The sequence below is a fragment of the Stenotrophomonas sp. STEN225 genome (assembly GCF_056756445.1).
The window spans coordinates 163,761-182,128 of the sequence record NZ_JBRRBV010000001.1 but is presented as its reverse complement, the minus strand read 5'-3'; the positions used below and the strand labels follow the sequence as shown (position 1 = coordinate 182,128).

At 66.7% G+C, this 18,368-nt stretch carries 14 protein-coding genes and 2 tRNA genes; 4 read left to right on the top strand and 12 right to left on the bottom strand.

Annotation, left to right across the window (positions count from 1 at the left end; all coding sequences use genetic code 11):
- Positions 1 to 18: 18 nt before the first annotated feature.
- Positions 19 to 1,920, bottom strand: coding sequence for a threonine--tRNA ligase (thrS, locus tag ACVOJ1_RS00845; protein ID WP_065175534.1), 1,902 nt, complete (start codon positions 1,918 to 1,920; stop codon positions 19 to 21).
- 431 nt (positions 1,921 to 2,351) lie between these two features.
- Here thrS and ACVOJ1_RS00840 point away from each other — a divergent pair, with 431 nt between their 5' ends.
- The 3 genes from ACVOJ1_RS00840 to ACVOJ1_RS00830 are packed head-to-tail and all read left to right on the top strand — an operon-like array spanning position 2,352 to position 4,481.
- Positions 2,352 to 2,648 (top strand): hypothetical protein, encoded by a 297-nt coding sequence (locus tag ACVOJ1_RS00840; RefSeq protein WP_197571971.1) that lies wholly within the window; start codon positions 2,352 to 2,354, stop codon positions 2,646 to 2,648.
- Positions 2,648 to 2,911 carry a hypothetical protein gene (locus tag ACVOJ1_RS00835; protein WP_197571972.1) on the top strand — a complete coding sequence of 88 codons (264 nt, stop codon included), beginning with the start codon at positions 2,648 to 2,650 and terminating at the stop codon, positions 2,909 to 2,911. The genes ACVOJ1_RS00840 and ACVOJ1_RS00835 overlap by 1 nt, the downstream gene beginning before the upstream one ends.
- A gap of 10 nt (positions 2,912 to 2,921) precedes the next feature.
- Complete coding sequence (locus tag ACVOJ1_RS00830; RefSeq protein ID WP_346479895.1) at positions 2,922 to 4,481, top strand: PepSY-associated TM helix domain-containing protein; 1,560 nt, start codon at positions 2,922 to 2,924, stop codon at positions 4,479 to 4,481.
- Between the two features lie 37 nt (positions 4,482 to 4,518).
- Here the strand turns inward: ACVOJ1_RS00830 and ACVOJ1_RS00825 are convergent, their stop codons facing one another.
- A complete protein-coding gene (locus ACVOJ1_RS00825) occupies positions 4,519 to 5,718 on the bottom strand; it encodes a glycoside hydrolase family 18 protein (protein ID WP_346479894.1) in 1,200 nt (399 codons plus the stop codon).
- A 260-nt stretch (positions 5,719 to 5,978) separates the two neighbouring features.
- On the opposite strand from ACVOJ1_RS00825, the gene ACVOJ1_RS00820 reads away from it, so the two are divergent.
- The gene (locus ACVOJ1_RS00820; RefSeq protein WP_263175194.1) at positions 5,979 to 7,025 is read left to right on the top strand and encodes a serine hydrolase domain-containing protein; all 1,047 of its coding nucleotides are present in this window, start codon (positions 5,979 to 5,981) and stop codon (positions 7,023 to 7,025) included.
- Here the strand turns inward: ACVOJ1_RS00820 and ACVOJ1_RS00815 are convergent.
- From ACVOJ1_RS00815 to ACVOJ1_RS00770, 10 genes are all read right to left on the bottom strand, one after another.
- Positions 6,994 to 8,556 carry a winged helix-turn-helix domain-containing protein gene (locus ACVOJ1_RS00815; RefSeq protein ID WP_346479893.1) on the bottom strand — a complete coding sequence of 521 codons (1,563 nt, stop codon included), beginning with the start codon at positions 8,554 to 8,556 and terminating at the stop codon, positions 6,994 to 6,996. The two genes, ACVOJ1_RS00820 and ACVOJ1_RS00815, sit on opposite strands and share 32 nt — an antisense overlap.
- A gap of 136 nt (positions 8,557 to 8,692) precedes the next feature.
- The gene (pnp, locus tag ACVOJ1_RS00810) at positions 8,693 to 10,801 is read right to left on the bottom strand and encodes a polyribonucleotide nucleotidyltransferase (RefSeq protein ID WP_053518678.1); all 2,109 of its coding nucleotides are present in this window, start codon (positions 10,799 to 10,801) and stop codon (positions 8,693 to 8,695) included.
- Positions 10,802 to 10,952: 151 nt separating this feature from the next.
- A complete protein-coding gene (rpsO, locus tag ACVOJ1_RS00805) occupies positions 10,953 to 11,213 on the bottom strand; it encodes a 30S ribosomal protein S15 (protein ID WP_005417886.1) in 261 nt (86 codons plus the stop codon).
- Positions 11,214 to 11,385: 172 nt separating this feature from the next.
- Positions 11,386 to 12,294 carry a tRNA pseudouridine(55) synthase TruB gene (truB, locus tag ACVOJ1_RS00800; RefSeq protein ID WP_065181858.1) on the bottom strand — a complete coding sequence of 303 codons (909 nt, stop codon included), beginning with the start codon at positions 12,292 to 12,294 and terminating at the stop codon, positions 11,386 to 11,388.
- A gap of 111 nt (positions 12,295 to 12,405) precedes the next feature.
- A complete protein-coding gene (rbfA, locus tag ACVOJ1_RS00795; protein ID WP_053518676.1) occupies positions 12,406 to 12,789 on the bottom strand; it encodes a 30S ribosome-binding factor RbfA in 384 nt (127 codons plus the stop codon).
- 123 nt (positions 12,790 to 12,912) lie between these two features.
- Positions 12,913 to 15,555 carry a translation initiation factor IF-2 gene (infB, locus tag ACVOJ1_RS00790; protein WP_053518674.1) on the bottom strand — a complete coding sequence of 881 codons (2,643 nt, stop codon included), beginning with the start codon at positions 15,553 to 15,555 and terminating at the stop codon, positions 12,913 to 12,915.
- A 92-nt stretch (positions 15,556 to 15,647) separates the two neighbouring features.
- Positions 15,648 to 17,159 carry a transcription termination factor NusA gene (nusA, locus tag ACVOJ1_RS00785; RefSeq protein WP_053518673.1) on the bottom strand — a complete coding sequence of 504 codons (1,512 nt, stop codon included), beginning with the start codon at positions 17,157 to 17,159 and terminating at the stop codon, positions 15,648 to 15,650.
- Positions 17,160 to 17,163: 4 nt separating this feature from the next.
- Positions 17,164 to 17,754: a ribosome maturation factor RimP gene (rimP, locus tag ACVOJ1_RS00780; protein ID WP_053518672.1), complete on the bottom strand. Its 591-nt coding sequence runs from the start codon at positions 17,752 to 17,754 to the stop codon at positions 17,164 to 17,166.
- 367 nt (positions 17,755 to 18,121) lie between these two features.
- Positions 18,122 to 18,198: transfer RNA gene (locus ACVOJ1_RS00775), tRNA-Met, on the bottom strand.
- Between the two features lie 82 nt (positions 18,199 to 18,280).
- A tRNA-Met gene (locus tag ACVOJ1_RS00770) sits at positions 18,281 to 18,357 on the bottom strand.
- Between the last annotated feature and the right edge of the window lie 11 nt (positions 18,358 to 18,368).

The following is an 18,368-nucleotide window of genomic DNA, read 5'->3' as shown; positions in this document are numbered from 1 at the left end:
CCCGGACCGGACCTTTGCTTACGCGCCCTCGGCCTGGAGCCGCTCGATGAAGGCCTGCAGGCTCATGCTGCCCAGGTCTTCGCCAGAACGCGTACGCACCGCCACAGCCCCATTTTCCTTCTCGCGGTCACCAATGACCAGCAGGTAGGGCACGCGCTGCAACGTATGCTCGCGGATTTTATAGCCGATCTTCTCGTTACGCAAATCCGAGCTGACGCGGAAGCCTTGCTCCGCAAGGGTTTTGGTCACGCCCGAGACGTAGTCGGCCTGGGCGTCGGTAATGTTGGCCACCACCACCTGGGTCGGCGCCAGCCAGGCCGGGAACTGGCCGGCATGGTGCTCGATCAGGATGCCGATGAAACGCTCCATGGAGCCGACGATCGCCCGGTGCAGCATGACCGGGTGCTTCTTCTGGCTGTTCTCGTCCACGTACTCGGCGCCCAGGCGGCCGGGCATCATGAAGTCGACCTGCATCGTGCCCAGCTGCCAGGTACGGCCGATGGCGTCCTTCAGGTGGTACTCGATCTTCGGGCCGTAGAAGGCGCCCTCGCCCGGCAGTTCCTGCCACTCCACGCCGCAGCTGGCCAGCGCCGAGCGCAGTGCGCCCTCGGCCTTGTCCCAGGTGGCGTCATCGCCCAGCCGCGATTCCGGGCGCAGCGCGATCTTGATCTGGATCTCCTCGAAGCCGAAGTGCCGGTAGACCGCCAGCGCCTGCTGGTGGAAGGCGGTCACCTCGGATTCGATCTGCGCCTCGGTGCAGAACACATGGCCGTCGTCCTGGGTGAAGCCGCGCACGCGAAGGATGCCGTGCAGTGCGCCGGAGGGCTCGTTGCGGTGGCAGGAACCGAACTCACCGTAGCGGATCGGCAGGTCGCGGTAGCTGTGCAGGCCCTGGTTGAACACCTGGACGTGGCCCGGGCAGTTCATCGGCTTGACCGCGTAGGTGCGCTTCTCCGACTCGGTGAAGAACATGTTGTCCTGGTAGTTGTCCCAGTGACCGGACTTCTTCCACAGGCTCACGTCCAGGATCTGGGGGCAGCGCACTTCGCCATAGCCGCTGTTGCGATAGACCTTGCGCATGTACTGCTCGACCACCTGCCACAGCGCCCAGCCCTTGGGGTGCCAGAACACCAGGCCCGGCGCCTCTTCCTGCAGGTGGAACAGGTCCTGCTGCTTGCCGATGCGGCGGTGGTCGCGCATTTCGGCTTCCTCGATGCGCTTGATGTAGGCATCGAGCTGCTTCTTGTCGGCCCAGGCGGTGCCGTAGATGCGCTGCAGCTGCTCGTTCTGCGCGTCACCACGCCAGTACGCACCGGAAATGCGGGTCAGCTTGAAGGCCTTCAGGAAGCGCGTGTTCGGCACGTGCGGGCCACGGCACATGTCCACATACTCCTGGTGGTAGTACATGCCCATGGCCTGGATGTCGTCGGACATGTCCTCGATCAGGCGCAGCTTGTAGTCCTCGCCACGCGCCTTGAAGATCTCGATCACTTCCGCGCGCGGCGTCATCTTCTTGATGACGTCGTAGTCCTGGGCGATCAGTTCACCCATGCGCTTCTCGATCGCGGCCATGTCGTCCGGGGTGAACGGGCGCTCGGAGTAGATGTCGTAGTAGAAGCCCTCGGCGATGACCGGGCCGATGACCATCTTCACGTCCGGGTACAGCTGCTTGACGGCATGGCCGACCAGGTGGGCGCAGGAGTGGCGGATGATCTCCACGCCCTCCTCGTCCTTGGCGGTGATGATGCGCAGGCTGGCATCGTGATCGATGACGTCGCTGGCATCGACCAGCACGCCATCGACCGAGCCGGCGATGGTCGCCTTGGCCAGGCCGGCACCGATCGACTGGGCGACGTCCATGACGCTGACGGGGTTTTCGAACTCGCGGCGGCTGCCGTCGGGAAGGGTAATGTTGATCATCGCAGTGGCTTCGTGCGGGGGCCCGCGCTGCGGGCTGGAAAGCGGCTCCGGGCAGGCGCCCGGGCAATAAAAAAGCGCCGCGAGGGCGCCTGGAACGCAGGGCCTTCGGGGGCAGGTCAACCGTGGGCGGTGGTAGTGCTCATGTCGCACGCTCGGCCGGCGCTGGGCGCGGGCCACCTTGTTCCAGTCAGGATAATGACTGCGATTTTAGACCAGTGCGCGGGAAAGCCCAAGCACTCCCCGTCGCGCCCCTGAATGGCCGTCGCTGGCAGCCTGAAATCGCAATGATTACCATATCCAGGCAGCCCGCCCCGTGCCAGCCTGCCCGCTTTCCCCCAGGACCTCGTGATGCGCCACCCGCTCCGACCGGCCTACGCCGGCCCCGCCCGTGTCCCGCGTTCGCCGCCCTCGCGCCGCGCAGGCTGCCGGCAATGATCACTGTCGGCCTTTCCACGCTCGGCTTCTGCAGCCTGGGCGTGCTGTCTGCGATGTTCTCGGCGACGGCCTTCTATGCCGCCTCGCCGCATTGCCGCTGGCCGCGCCTGCGCCGGGCTGGCCGGCTTGGCCGACAGATCGGCCTGGTTGCCGCTGCGGCCGCACTATGGCTGTGGATGGCCGAACTGGGCTTCGCCGCGGGGCTGGTGGCGATGCTGTGCACCTGGATGCTGGCGGCGATGCTGCTGCCGGCCATCGCCGCCTGGCACCGCCCCGGCACGGAGCCGCGCTGATGTGGGCCCGCGCCCTCGCCGGCATCTTCGCCGGCTTCCTGCTGGCCGCGGCCGCCACCGGACTGGTGGCCTGGCTGCCGCCCGGCCCATGGCAGCACGCCCTGGTACCGGCCCTGATCGCCTTCATCCCGCTGTGGATGCTGGCCGCCCTCTGGGCGTTCAGCTTCCGCCGCGCCGCACACGCCTGGCTGGCCCTGGCCGGCACTGCTGGCGCCGGCTTCGCCGTGCTCGGCCTGCTGCGCCTGGCCGGTGCGGTGCAATGAGACCGTCCCCATGAAGTTCTCCTCGCAGACGCTGCGAACGTTCACCACCCTGCACACCTGGGTCGGCCTGGTCGCCGGCTTTGGCCTGTTCGTGGCCTTCTATGCAGGCGCCCTGACCCTCTTCCACCATGACCTGCCGTTGTGGCAGACGCCGGGCGCGGCGACGGCATTGCCCGCGGACCTGGATGACGCACAGCACCTGCTCGAGGACGTGCTGGCAGCCCACGCGGAGGCACGCCGCCATGTCGGCATGACCTTCCCCGGCACCGACCATCCGCAGCCGCTGGCCTACTGGCAGACCGATGACGGCAGCTGGCGCTATGCGTGGCCGGGACACACCGCCGGCAGCCCGACGCCGCCGCAGACCGGTCTGGCCGAACTGGTCAACGAGCTGCATTACAGCCTGGGCCTGCCGGTGGCCGGCGTGTATGTAATGGGCATCGTCAGCCTGCTGTACGGCATGGCCCTGCTCAGCGGCCTGGTGATCCACCTGCCGAAACTGCTGGGTGACCTGTTCGCGTTGCGCCCGGGCCGCAACCTCAAGCAGCAGTGGCAGGATGCGCACAACGTGATCGGCGTGCTCAGTCTGCCCTTCCATCTGATGTTCGCCGTTACCGGCGCCCTGCTCTGCCTGGCGTTCGTACAGATGGCACTGCTCAATCCGCTGATCTTCGATGGCAAACTGCTGCAGGCCGTGCCGACCGCGATGGATACCGCTCCGGTGCGCGAGGCCAGCGGCGTTCCGGCACCGCCGGGCAGCCTGCAGGTCCTGCATGCGCGCGCCCTGGAAGTGGCCCGCGCCCAGGGCGTGGCCAACTTCGAACCGGCCTATCTGAAACTGGCCAATGGTGGCGACGCCAAGGCCACCATCGAGATCACCGGCGAATCCACCGGCACGCTGGGCCCGCTGGGCGCGGTCGCCCTGGACGTGACCACCGGCGACGTGCTGGCCACGCAGCTGCCGGGCCAGCGCGATGCCAATCACGCTACGCTGAGCGCCGCCTATGCGCTTCATTTCGGTGAGTTCGGCAACGGCGTGGGGGTCTGGTTGTACTTCCTGATGGGGCTCGGCGGCGCCTTCCTGTTCTATTCCGGCAACCTGCTGTGGATCGAATCGCGACGCAAGCGACGCCAGCCCGAGCAGTCGCGTGCGGCCGTCAACATGGCGCGTGCCACCGTCGGCGTCTGCATCGGCCTGTGCGTGGCGATCTCGTTGGCGTTCGTGGTGGCGCTGGTGCTCGAACGCGCAGCACCCGCGGCGGTCGACCCGGGCATCCGTTGGGCCTGTTTCAGCAGCTGGGCCGCGTGCGCGCTGTGGGCATTCCTGCGCAGGCCCGCACAGGCTGCCCGGGAACTGCTGTGGGCCGCTGCGGCCGCGACCGCGCTGGTGCCGGTCCTGCATGGTGCATTGAACGGTGACTGGCTGTGGCGTGCCGCCGCTGCCGGGCACTGGCCGCTGTTCTGGATCGACGCCGCCGCCCTGGCGATGGCCTTCGGCTTTGCGCGCCTGGCGCTGGCCAGCCAACGCCGGGCGCGCAACGGCGACCCCAACAGCGTCTGGGCCGACTGACCGCCCCGCCGGGCCATGCCGGCGGAGCGCGGCGCCTTCAATCGCCCACGCGGGCCTTGTGCCAGGGCGCCAGCATCGCGTTGAGCAGGCTGGCCTGTTCATCGTCGCCGGTCAGCTCCCACATGAAGACACCGGCCAGCCCCTGTTCGCGGGCGAACTGCGCCCGCAGGCCGATCGAACGCGGGTCTTCATAGCTGATGAAGACGTTCTCCCGCGGGTTGTACAACCACGGGCTCTGCGCCTGCGGGTGCCAGTGCCTGGTCCAGCCCGGCTGATCGAGGTAACGCGCCTTGATCACCCGCCAGTCGCCGGCATCGGCCGGCGCACTGTAAGCCTGGTACAGGCCGTCGGCACTCTCCCCGGTCACCTTGAAGCCGCGCCCGTAGAACGGCACGCCCAGCACCAGCTTGTCCGCCGGCACGCCATGTTCGCGGTAGTACTGCACCGCACCGGCCACGTTGTTCCAGCGCCGCAGTTCCGGCGCCAGCGGGTCGGCCGGCACTTCATGCAATGGCGCGTTGAAGGTCGACACGGCCGAAAAACCGGTACCCATGTCGTAGCTCATCAGGTTGATGAAATCGAGTATCCGGGCCAGCGCCGGCAGGTCGTAGCTGGCGGCGGGATCATAGGGGCCATCGGTCTGCAGCCGGCCAGCGGCCAGCGCGGCGGTCAGCAGCATCGGCTGCCCTGCCCTGCGCCCGTACGTATCGAGCGCGGTACGGAACGCCTGCGCCAGGCGCGTCATGTTGGCCCGGTCCTGCGGACGATGCGCCAGTTCCTTCGGGCCGCCACTGACCGGAAACTCCCAGTCGATGTCCACGCCATCGAAGCTGCCTGCGTGCCGCTCGAAGAACAGCGCCATGCAGGAGTCGACCAGGCGCCTGCGGCTGGCTTCGGTCAGCGCGGCATCGGAGAACCCACCGGCGCCCCAGCCGCCGATCGAGATCAGCGTGCGCAGATGCGGATGCGCTTTTTTCAGGTCAGCCAGCTCGGCAACGTTCTTCGATGCGTCCGCACCGATCACGCATCGGCCGTCTTCGATGGTGGAGAACGCGTAGAACAGATGCGTCAGGCGCTCGGCTGGAATGCTCGACACCGGATAGCGCCCGGCCGAGCCACCGGGGTAGTAGGCGCCGAAGATCGGCGACTGCGCCGGCGCAGCGTGCACTGCGCCGGGCACGGCAGCGGTGACGAGTACGGCAAGGACGGCAAGGACGGCCAGGGTCTGGCGGAACATGGGATCTCCCGGTTCGAAGGCGCAGCCACGGTAGCAAACCGATCACGCCCCGGCGCGGCTTCATCGAATGTCGTCCACTGGACAGGCACGGACGCCCGCAGGATGACATCGGCATGTCCCTGACGCCCCACGGCAGGACAGCGCGCTGCCGTCGCCGGTACTGGCCCTTCAGAATTCTTCAGACACGCTTCCAGCACTTCAGCGAAGGACCGGGCTCAATCCAGTCTCCTTTCCGATGGAGCCCGACCATGCGTCCGTTGATGTCCTTCCTCCTTCTGCTGCTGGCATTCATACCCCACACCACCGGCGCCGCAACGCCCGCCTCCGTCCGCCTGCCCGCCCTGGAGCAGGCCATCGCCCGCGATGACCTCAAGCAGATCCGCAGCGTGCTGCTGCAGGTCGACGGCAACGTCGTCTACGAGGGCTACTTCAACGGCGCGGACGCGGGCACCCTGCACGATGTGCGCTCGGCCAGCAAAAGCGTGACCGCACTGCTGATCGGCGCCGCCATCGGCGAGGGGGCGCTGCCGGGCGTGCAGGCCCGGGTCTACGACTACTTCCCCGGATTCACCGCGCGCCACGTCGTCGACCCGCGCCTGCGCGCCATCACCCTGCAGGATCTGCTGACCATGAGCAGCCTGTGGGAATGCGACGACGAGAACCCGTTCTCGAGCGGCCACGAAGAGCGCATGTACGTGAGCGAGCGCTGGCTGGACTTTGCCCTGTCCCTGCCGGTGAAGGGCTTCGCGCCCTGGATGCAGCGACCGGAGGACAGCCCTCATGGCCGTTCCTTCGCGTACTGTACGGCCGACTCGTTCGTGCTCGGCGCCGTGCTCGAGAGGGCCACCGGCATGCCACTGTCGGACTATGCCGCCCGGGCACTGGAGCGTCCGCTGGGCATCACCGAGAGCCACTGGAACCGTTCACCGGAGGGCATCGGAATGGGAGGCGGCGGCACGCGCTACCGCAGCCGCGACCTGGCGCGGCTGGGGCAGCTGGTGCTGGATCAGGGGCGCGGCAATGGCCGGCAACTGGTTCCCCGTGATTTCATCGCTGCAATGATCCAGCCACAGGCCCGCACTGGCGATGGCAGCGAGTACGGCTACCAATGGTGGGGCCTGCAGCTGACGGTGCAGGGCAGGCAGCGGACCGTGTGGGCGATGTCCGGCAACGGTGGCAATTATGTCTTCCTGATTCCTGACAGGAATGCCGTGGCCGTAGTCACCAGCCAAGCCTACAACCGCAGCTTCGCCCATCCGCAGTCGCGGCGGATTCTCACTGAGTTCCTGCTTCCGGCACTGCGCTGAGACCGGACAGATCGGAGGGTCGCCATGCGGCGGCGAGGACCTGCGCGCGCTGCCTGGCGACATCCGCATCGATACGCGCCAGCAGCGGCTCCCACTCCGGCGCGCTGCGCAGCGGAGCATACAGCGGCGTGGCACGCAGCCATGCCGCATCGCGGAAGCCATCGTCCACCGCCTGGTGCAGCGCGGCCACGGCGGCCTTCGCATCACCCACCGACTGCAACAGCAGAGCCCGCTCGAGCGCAGCATCGGCCCAACCATCACCACTCCCCGCCGGCAGGCGCTGCAATCGCGCACGTGCCCATGCCGGATCGATGGCCGTCGATCCGTACAGGCCCGCCAGCGTCTCTCCCAACGATTGCTGCGGCCGCAGCCGGTGCGCCGTCGCGAACGCCTCGGCCGCCGCCGCGGTGTCACCGGCCAGCAATGCCAGTTCTCCCTGCAGGCGCAGCAGCTGGGGGTGTGGTGTGCCACGCGTCAATGCGATGGCCAGCTCCTCCCGGGCGCGCCCGGCGGCCCCGGCAACGTACAGGCTGCGCGGCCACGCGATGTTGGCGAACACGTTGTCCGGGTAAAGCTGGAAGTTGCGCGCATGGCGCTGCGCTGCCGCCTGGGTGAAACCGAGCAGTTCCATTTCGCGCGCCACCTGCACATCACGGAAGCGGATGCGTTCGGGTGCCTTGAGCGCGAGGTTGGCGCGCAGCGCCAGCGACAGGTGGCCCTGCTCCTGCTGCAGGTAGGCCAGCGATGCGCGGGTGCGCTCGTCCGCAGGATCGAGCTGGATCGCGCGCGCGTAGTCGGCTACCGCATCGTCCATCCGCCCAAGGCAATCATGCGCATACCCGCGCAGGGCGTACGTGGCACCGTCATGCGGCGCTCGTGCACGTTCGGAGTCGGCCAGCGCCAGCGCTTCGCGCATCTGCTGCGGAGAACCGTTGAACAGGCATCCCTGCGCCGACAATGCACGTGCCAGCCCACGCCGGGCCGCGCTGGATTCTGGATCGACCTGGAGTGCCTGGCGGTAGAGGGCGATCGCGCGTTCGTTGTTGCTCGCCTGGCCGATGCCGGCGTAATAGTCCGCGCGCTGCAGCAGGGACGTGGCTGCGGCGGGCGGAGCCTGGTCCGGCCACGCCAGCACCGCCACCGCCAACCCGCCCACCGCCACCAGCGCTGCAGCCCACCACCAGCGCCCTCGTGACGATCGGATCACTGGCGGCGGTGCCATCGGTATCGGTGCGGCGCACAGCTGATAGCCACGCCCACGCACCGAACGGATGTAGCGCGGCTGACGGCTGTCATCGCCGAGTGCCTGCCGCAGCAGTTTCACCCGCTGACTGACCGCATCCTCGCCAACCACCGCAGGTGCCCAGACCTGGGCCGCCAACGTGTCGAAATCCACCACACGGGTGCCGTGTGCAAGCAGCACGTCGAACAGGGTCCAGCTCAGGCCACTGATGGGCAGGGCCTCACCGGCCCGGCTCACGCGCTGCGCCGGGCGGTCGATGTCCAGGTCGAGCAGGCGCAGGAGGTCCATGACAACAGCATAGCGGCAAGCCCGCTCAGGATGCCGGACAAAGAAAAAGCGGGCCGAAGCCCGCTTTCTCATTCCAGCGATGTCAGCGGCGGTGCTCAACCCGGGTTGACACCTGCCGTGATCGACCGTGGGTCGATCATTCGGCGCTGGCGCCCTCGCCTTCTTCCACGGCCTTCATCGACAGGCGGATACGGCCCTGCTTGTCGACTTCCAGCACCTTGACCTTGACCACATCGCCTTCCTTCAGCTTGTCGCCGACCTTCTCGACGCGCTCGCTGGAGATCTGCGAGACGTGGACCAGGCCGTCCTTGCCCGGCAGGATGGTGACGAACGCGCCGAAGTCCATGATCTTGGCGACCTTGCCTTCGTAGATGCGGCCCGGCTCGACGTCCGAGGTGATCTGCTCGATGCGGGCCTTGGCGGCCTGAGCAGCGATCGCGTTGACCGAGGCAATGACGATGGTGCCGTCATCCTGGATGTCGATCTGGGTGCCGGTTTCCTTGGTGATGGCCTGGATGGTCGAGCCACCCTTGCCGATCACTTCGCGGATCTTGTCCGGGTGGATCTTGATGGTCAGCAGGCGCGGCGCGTAGTCGGACAGTTCCGAACGCGGAGCGGTCAGGCCGTGGGCCATTTCGCCCAGGATGTGCAGACGGCCAGCCTTGGCCTGCTGCAGCGCCTGCTTCATGATCTCTTCGGTGATGCCTTCGATCTTGATGTCCATCTGCAGGGCGGAGATGCCCTCAGCGGTACCGGCCACCTTGAAGTCCATGTCGCCCAGGTGATCTTCGTCACCCAGGATGTCGGACAGGACGACGAAGCGGTCGCCTTCCTTGACCAGACCCATGGCGATACCCGCCACCGGGGCCTTCACCGGCACGCCGGCGTCCATCAGGGCCAGCGACGAACCGCAGACCGAGGCCATCGACGAGGAACCGTTCGACTCGGTGATTTCCGAGACGACGCGGATGGTGTACGGGAAGGCTTCCAGCGACGGCATGACAGCCAGCACGCCGCGCTTGGCCAGGCGACCGTGGCCGATCTCGCGGCGCTTCGGACCCATCATGCGGCCGCACTCACCCACCGAGAACGGAGGGAAGTTGTAGTGGAACAGGAAGTTTTCCTTGTACTCACCGGCAACGGCATCGATGACCTGACCGTCGCGGGCGGTGCCCAGGGTGATGGTCACGATGGCCTGGGTTTCGCCGCGGGTGAACAGCGAGGAGCCGTGGGTACGCGGCAGCACGCCGGTCTTCACGGAGATCGGGCGGACGGTATCCAGCGCACGGCCGTCGATGCGGACCTTGGTGTCCAGCACCGAGTCGCGCATGGTGCGGTATTCCAGTTCGCCGAATTCCTTCGACAGCTCGGCCGGGTTCCAGCCTTCGGCAGCCACGCGGCCGGCCAGGGCTTCGACCACGTCCTTCTTGATCGCCGAGATGGCGTCGCGACGCTGCAGCTTGTCACGCACCTGGAAGGCTTCGCCCAGGCGCGGGCCGATGGCTTCCTTCAGGGCGGCGATCAGCGCTTCGTTCTTGGCCGGGGCTTCCCAGGTCGACGGCTTGGTGCCGGCTTCGACGGTCAGCTCGTTGATCGCGTTGATGACCTTCTGCATTTCGCGGTGACCGAAGGTCACGGCGCCCAGCATCACTTCTTCCGACAGCAGCGCGGCTTCGGATTCGACCATCAGCACGGCGTTGGAGGTACCGGCAACGACCAGTTCCAGCTGCGAGTCAGCCAGTTCACTGACGGTCGGGTTCAGGATGTACTCGCCGTTCTTGTAACCGACCTTGGCAGCGCCGATCGGACCCATGAACGGGGTCCCGGCCAGAGCCAGGGCCGCCGAAGCACCGATCAGGGCCGGAATGTCACCGTCCACGTCCGGGTTCAGCGACATCACCGTGGCGATGATCTGCACTTCGTTCTTGTAGTCTTCCGGGAACAGCGGACGGATCGGACGGTCGATCAGACGCGAGATCAGGGTTTCCTTCTCGGTCGCACGGCCTTCGCGCTTGAAGAAACCACCCGGAATGCGGCCGCCGGCGTAGAACTTCTCCTGATAGTCGACGGTCAGCGGGAAGAAGTCCTGGCCTTCGCGCGCGCTCTTGGCGGCGACGGCGGTGACCAGCAGTACGGTGTCGTCCATCTTGACGATGACGGCGCCGCTGGCCTGACGGGCGACTTCGCCGGTCTCAAGCGTGACGGTGTGCTTGCCGTACTGGAAGGTTTTGGTGATTTTTGCCACGGAGGGTGTCCTTGGGGATGCTGTCTGCGAATTTGGACCGTCGGCGACCCTTGCCGCCAGCGGGTGACCGGATCGTTCCGGCCTGAATCGGGGATTGCGGTACTACAAAACAAAACCGCGGCGCATCGCTGCGCCGCGGGGGATTCGTTGCTTAGCGACGCAGGCCAAGCTTCTCGATCAGGGCCTTGTAACGCTCGACGTCCTTCTTCTTCAGGTAGTCGAGCAGGCTGCGACGGCGGTTGACCATCTGCAGCAGGCCGCGGCGGCTGTGGTGATCCTTCTTGTGGGTCTTGAAGTGGCCGGTCAGCAGTTCGATGCGGGCGGTCAGCAGGGCCACCTGGACTTCCGGGGAGCCGGTGTCGGCGGCGCTGCGCTTGTTGTCTTCAATGACCTTCTGGGTGTCGATCGACATGTCTTTTTCTCAGTGATGCGTGGCCGGCAGGAACGCGCTTCGCGCACCGCCAGGCTCGCCGTGGACTACAGGGATGAAACCTGCGCGGGGCAGGCTGCCAGAAAATGGCCGCGAAATTGTAACGGCCAGGGGCTCCGGGGACAAGGACCGGGGCTGAACCGCCCCCCCCTGCTCAGAGGTTGAAGCGGCGCTGCGGGGCCAGCAGGCCACTGTCATCGACCTGACCGAGGCCCTGGACAGCGGCGTCCGGACCGAACACCGCCACCAGACCGCGCGGCCAGCCGGCATCGCGCAACCGCTGCCCCATGCAGAACCGTTGCGTCTGGCCGGCGTCCAGCTCGACCCGCGGATACCCGGCCAGACCGTCGGCCAGCGGCAGCAGCAGCGCATCCATGGCCGCCAGGTCGCCCGTTTCGACCATCGCCCGCAGCTGGTCCAGGGTGACCATCGCCGGCTCGCGGAACGGCTCCACCCACAGCCGGCGCAGGGCGCTGATGTGCGCACCACAGCCCAGCGCCTCGCCGAGATCACGCGCCAGGCTGCGGATGTAGGTACCCGAGCCACAGGTGACGCGCAGGCGCAGCCGCTCGGGCTGCTGTTCCAGGACCTCGATGGCATGCACCTGGACCTGCCGCTCCGGGGCCTCGATGGCGTCGCCGCGGCGGGCCTTCACGTACAGCGGCTCGCCTCCCTGCTTCAGCGCTGAATAGATCGGGGCCCGCTGGCGGATGCTGCCGGTCAGCGGTGCCAGCGCGGCCTGCAGGACGTCAGCAGTGATCTGCGGCACCGGGCGCTGCAGCAGCACCTCGCCTTCGGCGTCATCGGTGTCGGTGGTCTGGCCGAGCACGATCTCAGCGTCATAGGCCTTGGCCGAGCCCAGCAGCAGGCCGGCGATCTTGGTCGCCTCGCCGAAGCACAACGGCAGCAGGCCGGTGGCCAGCGGGTCGAGACTGCCGGTATGCCCGCCCTTCTCGGCACGGAACAGGCGGCGCGCCACCTGCAGGGCAGCGTTGGAGCTCATGCCGGTCGACTTGTCGAGCAGCAGGATGCCGTCCAGGCGGCGGAACTGAATTCGGGTCATGACAGATACGGGTGTAGCGCCGGACCATGCCCGGCAAGCGCGCGGCGCGGCCTGCATCAGACATCGCGCAGCCGGAATGCAGCAACGCCGGGCATGCCCGGCGTCGCGCGGTTATTCTTCGTCGCTCTCGCGGCGCTTCTCGGCAGCCACGGTGTCGGGCAGATCGCGCAGGATGTTGTCGATGTGCTCGCCCCGATCAACCGAGTCGTCGTAATGGAAATGCAGCTCCGGCACGTGACGCAGCTTCATCGCCCGGGCCAGGTCCATGCGCAGGCGATAGCCCAGTTCCTTCAGGCCGGCCACCGCTTCGGCCGAACGTTCCGGCATCAGCGCGGTGACAAAGACCTTGGCATGGGCCATGTCGCGGGTGATTTCCACGTCGGACACGCTCACCGAGGGCAACCCGTGCTCGCGCACGGCGTTGTGCACCAGGGTGCCGAGTTCACGGCGCAGCTGGGCGGAGACACGGTCGGTTCGATGGAAAGTCTTGGGCACGCGGTCGGGCTCTTGAATTGAATGTGACCCGACCAAGGTCGGGCCCTACCGGGAGAGACGGCCCGACCGGGGTCGGGCGCCACCAGGGGTGGACCCGCCCGCGAGGGCCGGTCCGTTGCAGCATTACAGGGTACGCGGCACTTCGATGCGCTCGAAGCACTCGATCTGGTCGCCCGGCTTGACGTCGTTGTAAGCCTTCACGCCGATACCGCATTCGGTACCGTTGCGGACTTCCTCGACGTTTTCCTTGAAGCGACGCAGCGATTCCAGCTCGCCTTCGAACACCACCACGCTGTCGCGCAGGACGCGGATCGGCTTGCTGCGCTTGACCACGCCTTCGATGACCATGCAGCCGGCGACGGCGCCCAGCTTGGAGCTGCGGAAGACATCGCGGACCTCGGCGATACCGATGATCTCTTCGCGGATCTCCACGCCCAGCAGACCGGAGGCCACCTGCTTCACCTGATCGATCACGTCATAGATGATCGAGAAGTAACGCAGGTCCACGCCGTTGGATTCGATGATGCGACGGGCCGAAGCATCCGCACGCACGTTGAAGCCGATGACGGTGGCCTTGGAGGCGGCAGCCGAATTGGCGTCCGACTCGGTGATGCCGCCCACGCCGGAGTGGATCACGTTGATGCGGATGTCGTCGTTGGACAGCGCGACCAGGGCCTGGCTCAGCGCCTGCACCGAACCCTGCACGTCGGCCTTGATGACCAGGTTGAGGACCTGCTGGCCCTCACCCTTGCCCAGGGTCGCCATGATGTCTTCCATCCGGCTGCCCGCCGTGGCGACCAGGCGCGACTCGCGGCGCTTGGTCTCACGCTGCTGGGCAACGTCCTTGGCCAGACGCTCGTCCTCGACCACCACGAAGTCGTCACCGGCTTCCGGCACGCCGGACAGGCCCAGGACCTGCACCGGGATGGACGGGCCGGCGAACTCCGGCTGCTTGCCGGTTTCGTCGAACAGCGCTCGCACGCGGCCGTACTGGATGCCGCACACCAGGTAATCGCCCTTCTTCAGGCGGCCCTGCTGCACGAGCACGGTGGCGACCGGGCCGCGGCCCTTGTCCAGCGACGATTCAATCACCACGCCGGACGCGCGGCCTTCATCGACAGCCTTCAGCTCCAGCAGTTCGGCCTGGATCGAGATGGCGTCCAGCAGGTCGTCGATGCCCAGGCCGGTCTTGGCCGAGATCTCCACCATCTGGGTGTCGCCACCGAAGTCTTCGGCCACGACCTGCTCGGTCAGCAGTTCGTTCTTGACCCGCATCGGATCGGCGTCGGACTTGTCGATCTTGTTGATTGCCACGATCAGCGGCACGCCGGCGGAACGGGCATGCTGGATCGCTTCCTTGGTCTGCGGCATCACGCCGTCATCGGCAGCGACCACCAGCACCACGATATCGGTCAGCTTGGCACCGCGGGCACGCATCGAAGTGAAGGCTGCGTGGCCCGGGGTATCCAGGAAGCTGATCACGCCCTTCGGCGTATCCACGTGGTACGCACCGATGTGCTGGGTGATGCCGCCGGCTTCGCCGGTGGCGACCTTGGTGCGGCGGATGTAATCCAGCAGCGAGGTCTTGCCGTGGTCGACGTGGCCCATGATGGTGACCACCGGCGGGCGCTGCACGGCTTCGCCCTGGTTTTCACCGGTCGATGCCAGCAGTGCGTCTTCGGCGTCGTTGTCGTTGGCACGGATCGCCTTGTGGCCGAGTTCCTCGGTCACCAGCGCCGCCGTGTCGTGGTCGATGGACTGGGTGATGGTGGCCATCACGCCCATCTTGAACAGCGCCTTGACCACCTCGCCGCCCTTCAGCGCGAGCTTCTGCGCCAGGTCGGCCACGGTGATCGTGTCGCCGATCGCCACTTCACGCACGACCGGTGCGGTCGGACGTTCGAAGGCATGCGGACCGGCGTTGCTGCCACCGCGCGACATGTCGCGACGGCCGCCGGCCTGGTTCCGGCCGCCCGGACGACCACGGGTCGTGCTGTTGCTGTTGCCACGACGTGCACGGTCGGCGGCCGACAGGTGCATCTGGCCGGAGAAACGATCGCCCGGGCCACGCTCGTTGCGCGGCGCGCTGCGGTTGTTGCGGTCATCGCTGCGTGGCGGAGCGCCACGCGGGGCAGCCGGGGCTGCGGCCGGGGTACGCGGCGGACGCGGTGCGGTTTCGTCGATCGGAGCGCGCGTCTTCGGCTGGCTGGCGGCCAGCGCCTCGGCGGCCTTGGCGGCAACCGCTGCTTCCTCTGCAGCCTTCTTCTCGGCTTCGGCACGCTCCTTGGCGGCAATCTCTTCCTCGCGTGCACGGACGATGGCCTCGTCGCGCAGACGGTCCTTCTCGGCCAATGCCTGCTGTTCGGCGAGGTTGCGGGCGCGCGACTCTTCCAGCTTGCGCAGGATGTCGGCGCGCTCTTCGTCCGGAGTCATCGCACGACCACCATCGGACTTGACGTAGGTACGCTTCTGGCGCACCTCGACATTCACGGTCGTCTTGCTGCGACCGGAATTGACCGTCACTTCCTGCTGTTTACGGCGGTTGAGGGTGATCTTCTTTGCAGACTGATCGGTCTCTTCCGGCGCCTGCTCGGGCTTGCCGTGCGAACGACGAAGGAAGCCCAGGAGCTTCACCTTCTCGGTGCTGGTCACGACCTGGTCGGGACCGCTGAACTTCATGCCGGCACCGGCCAGCTGTTCAAGCAGTTTTTCGACCGGTGTGTTGACCAGTTCGGCAAGCTTGCGGATGGTGGTTTGCTGCGACATTCGGATCCTATGATCTTGTGGGCGCCCCCCCGCATCTGGAGGTGGCGCGGATTCTACGCCCTGAGCGGCTCAGGGCCCTGTTCATTGCCGGCTCATTCGCCGCGTTCCAGTCGGGCGATCTCCTCGGCACGCGCGGCCAGGATCAGCGCGGCGGCGCGCTCCTGGTCCAGCCCTTCGATGCCGAAGTCCACGACCTCGTCGGCGGCCAGGTCGGACAGATCCTCACTGGTGCGCACGCCGTGGCCGGCCAGCGCATACGCGGTGGCTTCGTCCATGCCCTTCAGGGACAGCAGGTCCTGCGCCGGCTGGCCGTCTTCAAGGCCTTCCTCGACTGCCAGGGCCTCATTGAGCAGCGCATCGCGGGCACGAGCGCGCAGCTCTTCGACGATATCCTCGTCGAAACCTTCCACGGCCAGCAGTTCGCCGACCGGGACATAAGCGATTTCCTCGACGGTGCCGAAGCCTTCGCTGACCAGGATGCCGGCGATCTCCTCGTCCACTTCCAGCTTGTCCATGAACAGCTGGCGGGCCGAAGCCTGCTCGGCCTCCGACTTGGCGGTGACCTGGTCCTGGGTCATCACGTTGAGCTGCCAGCCGGTCAGGCGGCTGGCCAGGCGCACGTTCTGGCCACCCTTGCCGATCGCCTGGGCCAGGCGGTCCTCGGCAACGGCCAGATCCATCGAGTGCTTGTCCTCATCGACGATGATCGACTGCACCTCGGCCGGCGCCATCGCATTGATGACGAAGTTGGCCGGGTTGTCGTTCCACAGCACGATATCCACGCGCTCGCCATTGAGCTCGTTGGACACCGCCTGCACGCGCGAACCGCGCATGCCGATGCAGGCACCGATCGGATCGGTGCGCTGGTCGTGGGCCAGCACGGCGATCTTGGCGCGGTCGCCCGGATCGCGGGCACAGGCCTTGATTTCCACCAGGCCCTGACCGACTTCCGGCACTTCCAGCTTGAACAGCTCGATCATGAACTCCGGCGCGGCGCGGCTGATGAACAGCTGCGGGCCACGCGGCTCCGAGCGCACTTCGGCCAGGTAGCCGCGGACGCGGTCACCGGCGCGCAGCACGTCGCGCGGAATGCCCTTGTCCTTCGGGATGAAGCCTTCGGCGTTGCCGCCGAGGTCGACGTAGATGTTGCCACGCTCGGCACGCTTGACCACACCGGTGATCAGCTCGCCGACGCGGTCCTTCCATGCGTCCACGACCTGCTGGCGCTCGGCTTCGCGAACGCGCTGCACGATCACCTGCTTGGCGGCCTGGGCGGCGATGCGGCCGAAGTCGGGGTTCTCGATCTGCTCTTCGATGTAATCGCCGACGTCCACGCCCTCGGCTTCATCGATGGCGTCCATCAGGCGGATCTGGCGGTCGGGCGACTCCATGACCACGTCATCAGCCACCACTTCCCAGCGACGGAAGGTTTCGTAGCTGCCATCCTTGTGGTCGATGACCACGCGGGTCAGCACTTCCTCGTCGGGATAGCGCTTCTTCGCTGCCGAGGCCAGGGCGGCCTCGATGGCATCGAAGATCACTTCACGCGGCACGCCCTTCTCGTTGGCGACCGCGTCGACTACCAGCAACAGTTCCTTGCTCATTGGCTCACTCCGCGCGCGGCTTCTTTGCCGCCGGCTCGTTGGAAGAAGAATTCTTGTTCGGCTTCGGACGCTTCGGTGCAGGACCGGTCGGCTTGCTCGGGGCCAGCCCCAGCGCCACCCAGTCGGGCAGGATCCGTGCCTTGTCGATGTTGTCCGCCGACACGACCACTTCGGCCTTGTCGACGATGAAGGTGATGGTGCCCGCAGCCTCGTCGGTCGCTTCGATACGGCCCTGCAGGCGACGTCGGTTGTCCTGCGGCAGCTTCAGGGTGACCTTGGCCGACTCCCCCAGGTGGCGAGTGAACTGCTCCAGGTTGAACAGCGGACGATCGACGCCCGGCGAGGACACTTCCAGCGTGTAGTTGCCGCTGATCGGGTCTTCGACGTCCAGCTGCGCCGACACTTCGCGGCTGACCCGCTCGCAGTCGTCGACATTGATGATGCGCTCGGGCTGTTCAGCCAGCGGAACGTCGATGTAAAGGCGCAGGGTCGCACCGCCGGGGGCCGGCAGATACTCAACGCCCAGCAGCTCCAGGCCCAGCGACACAACGGTCGGGGCGAGCAGATTCGCGATGTCGGTTGCCTTGTCGCTCACAGCCTGCCTTGATCTCTTGGTTGGGTGCCGGCCATGGCCGGCATGAACATGACGCCCCGGAAACGACAAAGGGCCCGCAGGGCCCCTTTTTCCGGAAAGACTCCGGTGACTGGATTCCGGTTGCAGCACGCCGCGAAGGCATGTTGCGAGCCCTCCTTCCGGGTGAGGTCTCCCCAGGGGAGCGCCGCCTTCAGGGGTACTGCTTAGGCCGATGATGATAGCGGCTGCACCGCGCTGGTGCAAGGCAGGGACCCGGGTCAGATCCCTTTTCCACGGAAAAAGGGATCTGACCCCGAACACGTGGAAAGCACACAGACCTCAAAGAAAAACGCCTTCGAAGCAGGACTTCGAAGGCGATCTCTTTACTTGGTAGCGGGGGCAGGATTTGAACCTGCGACCTTCGGGTTATGAGCCCGACGAGCTGCCAGACTGCTCCACCCCGCATCAGAAGCGGAATCATGAGGCATAAGTGCAATAAATGCAAGCTTTCCCTCATTCATCAAGCCGGATGGCGCCGGCCCGATGTTGGTAGCGGGGGCAGGATTTGAACCTGCGACCTTCGGGTTATGAGCCCGACGAGCTGCCAGACTGCTCCACCCCGCACCGGAAGTGTT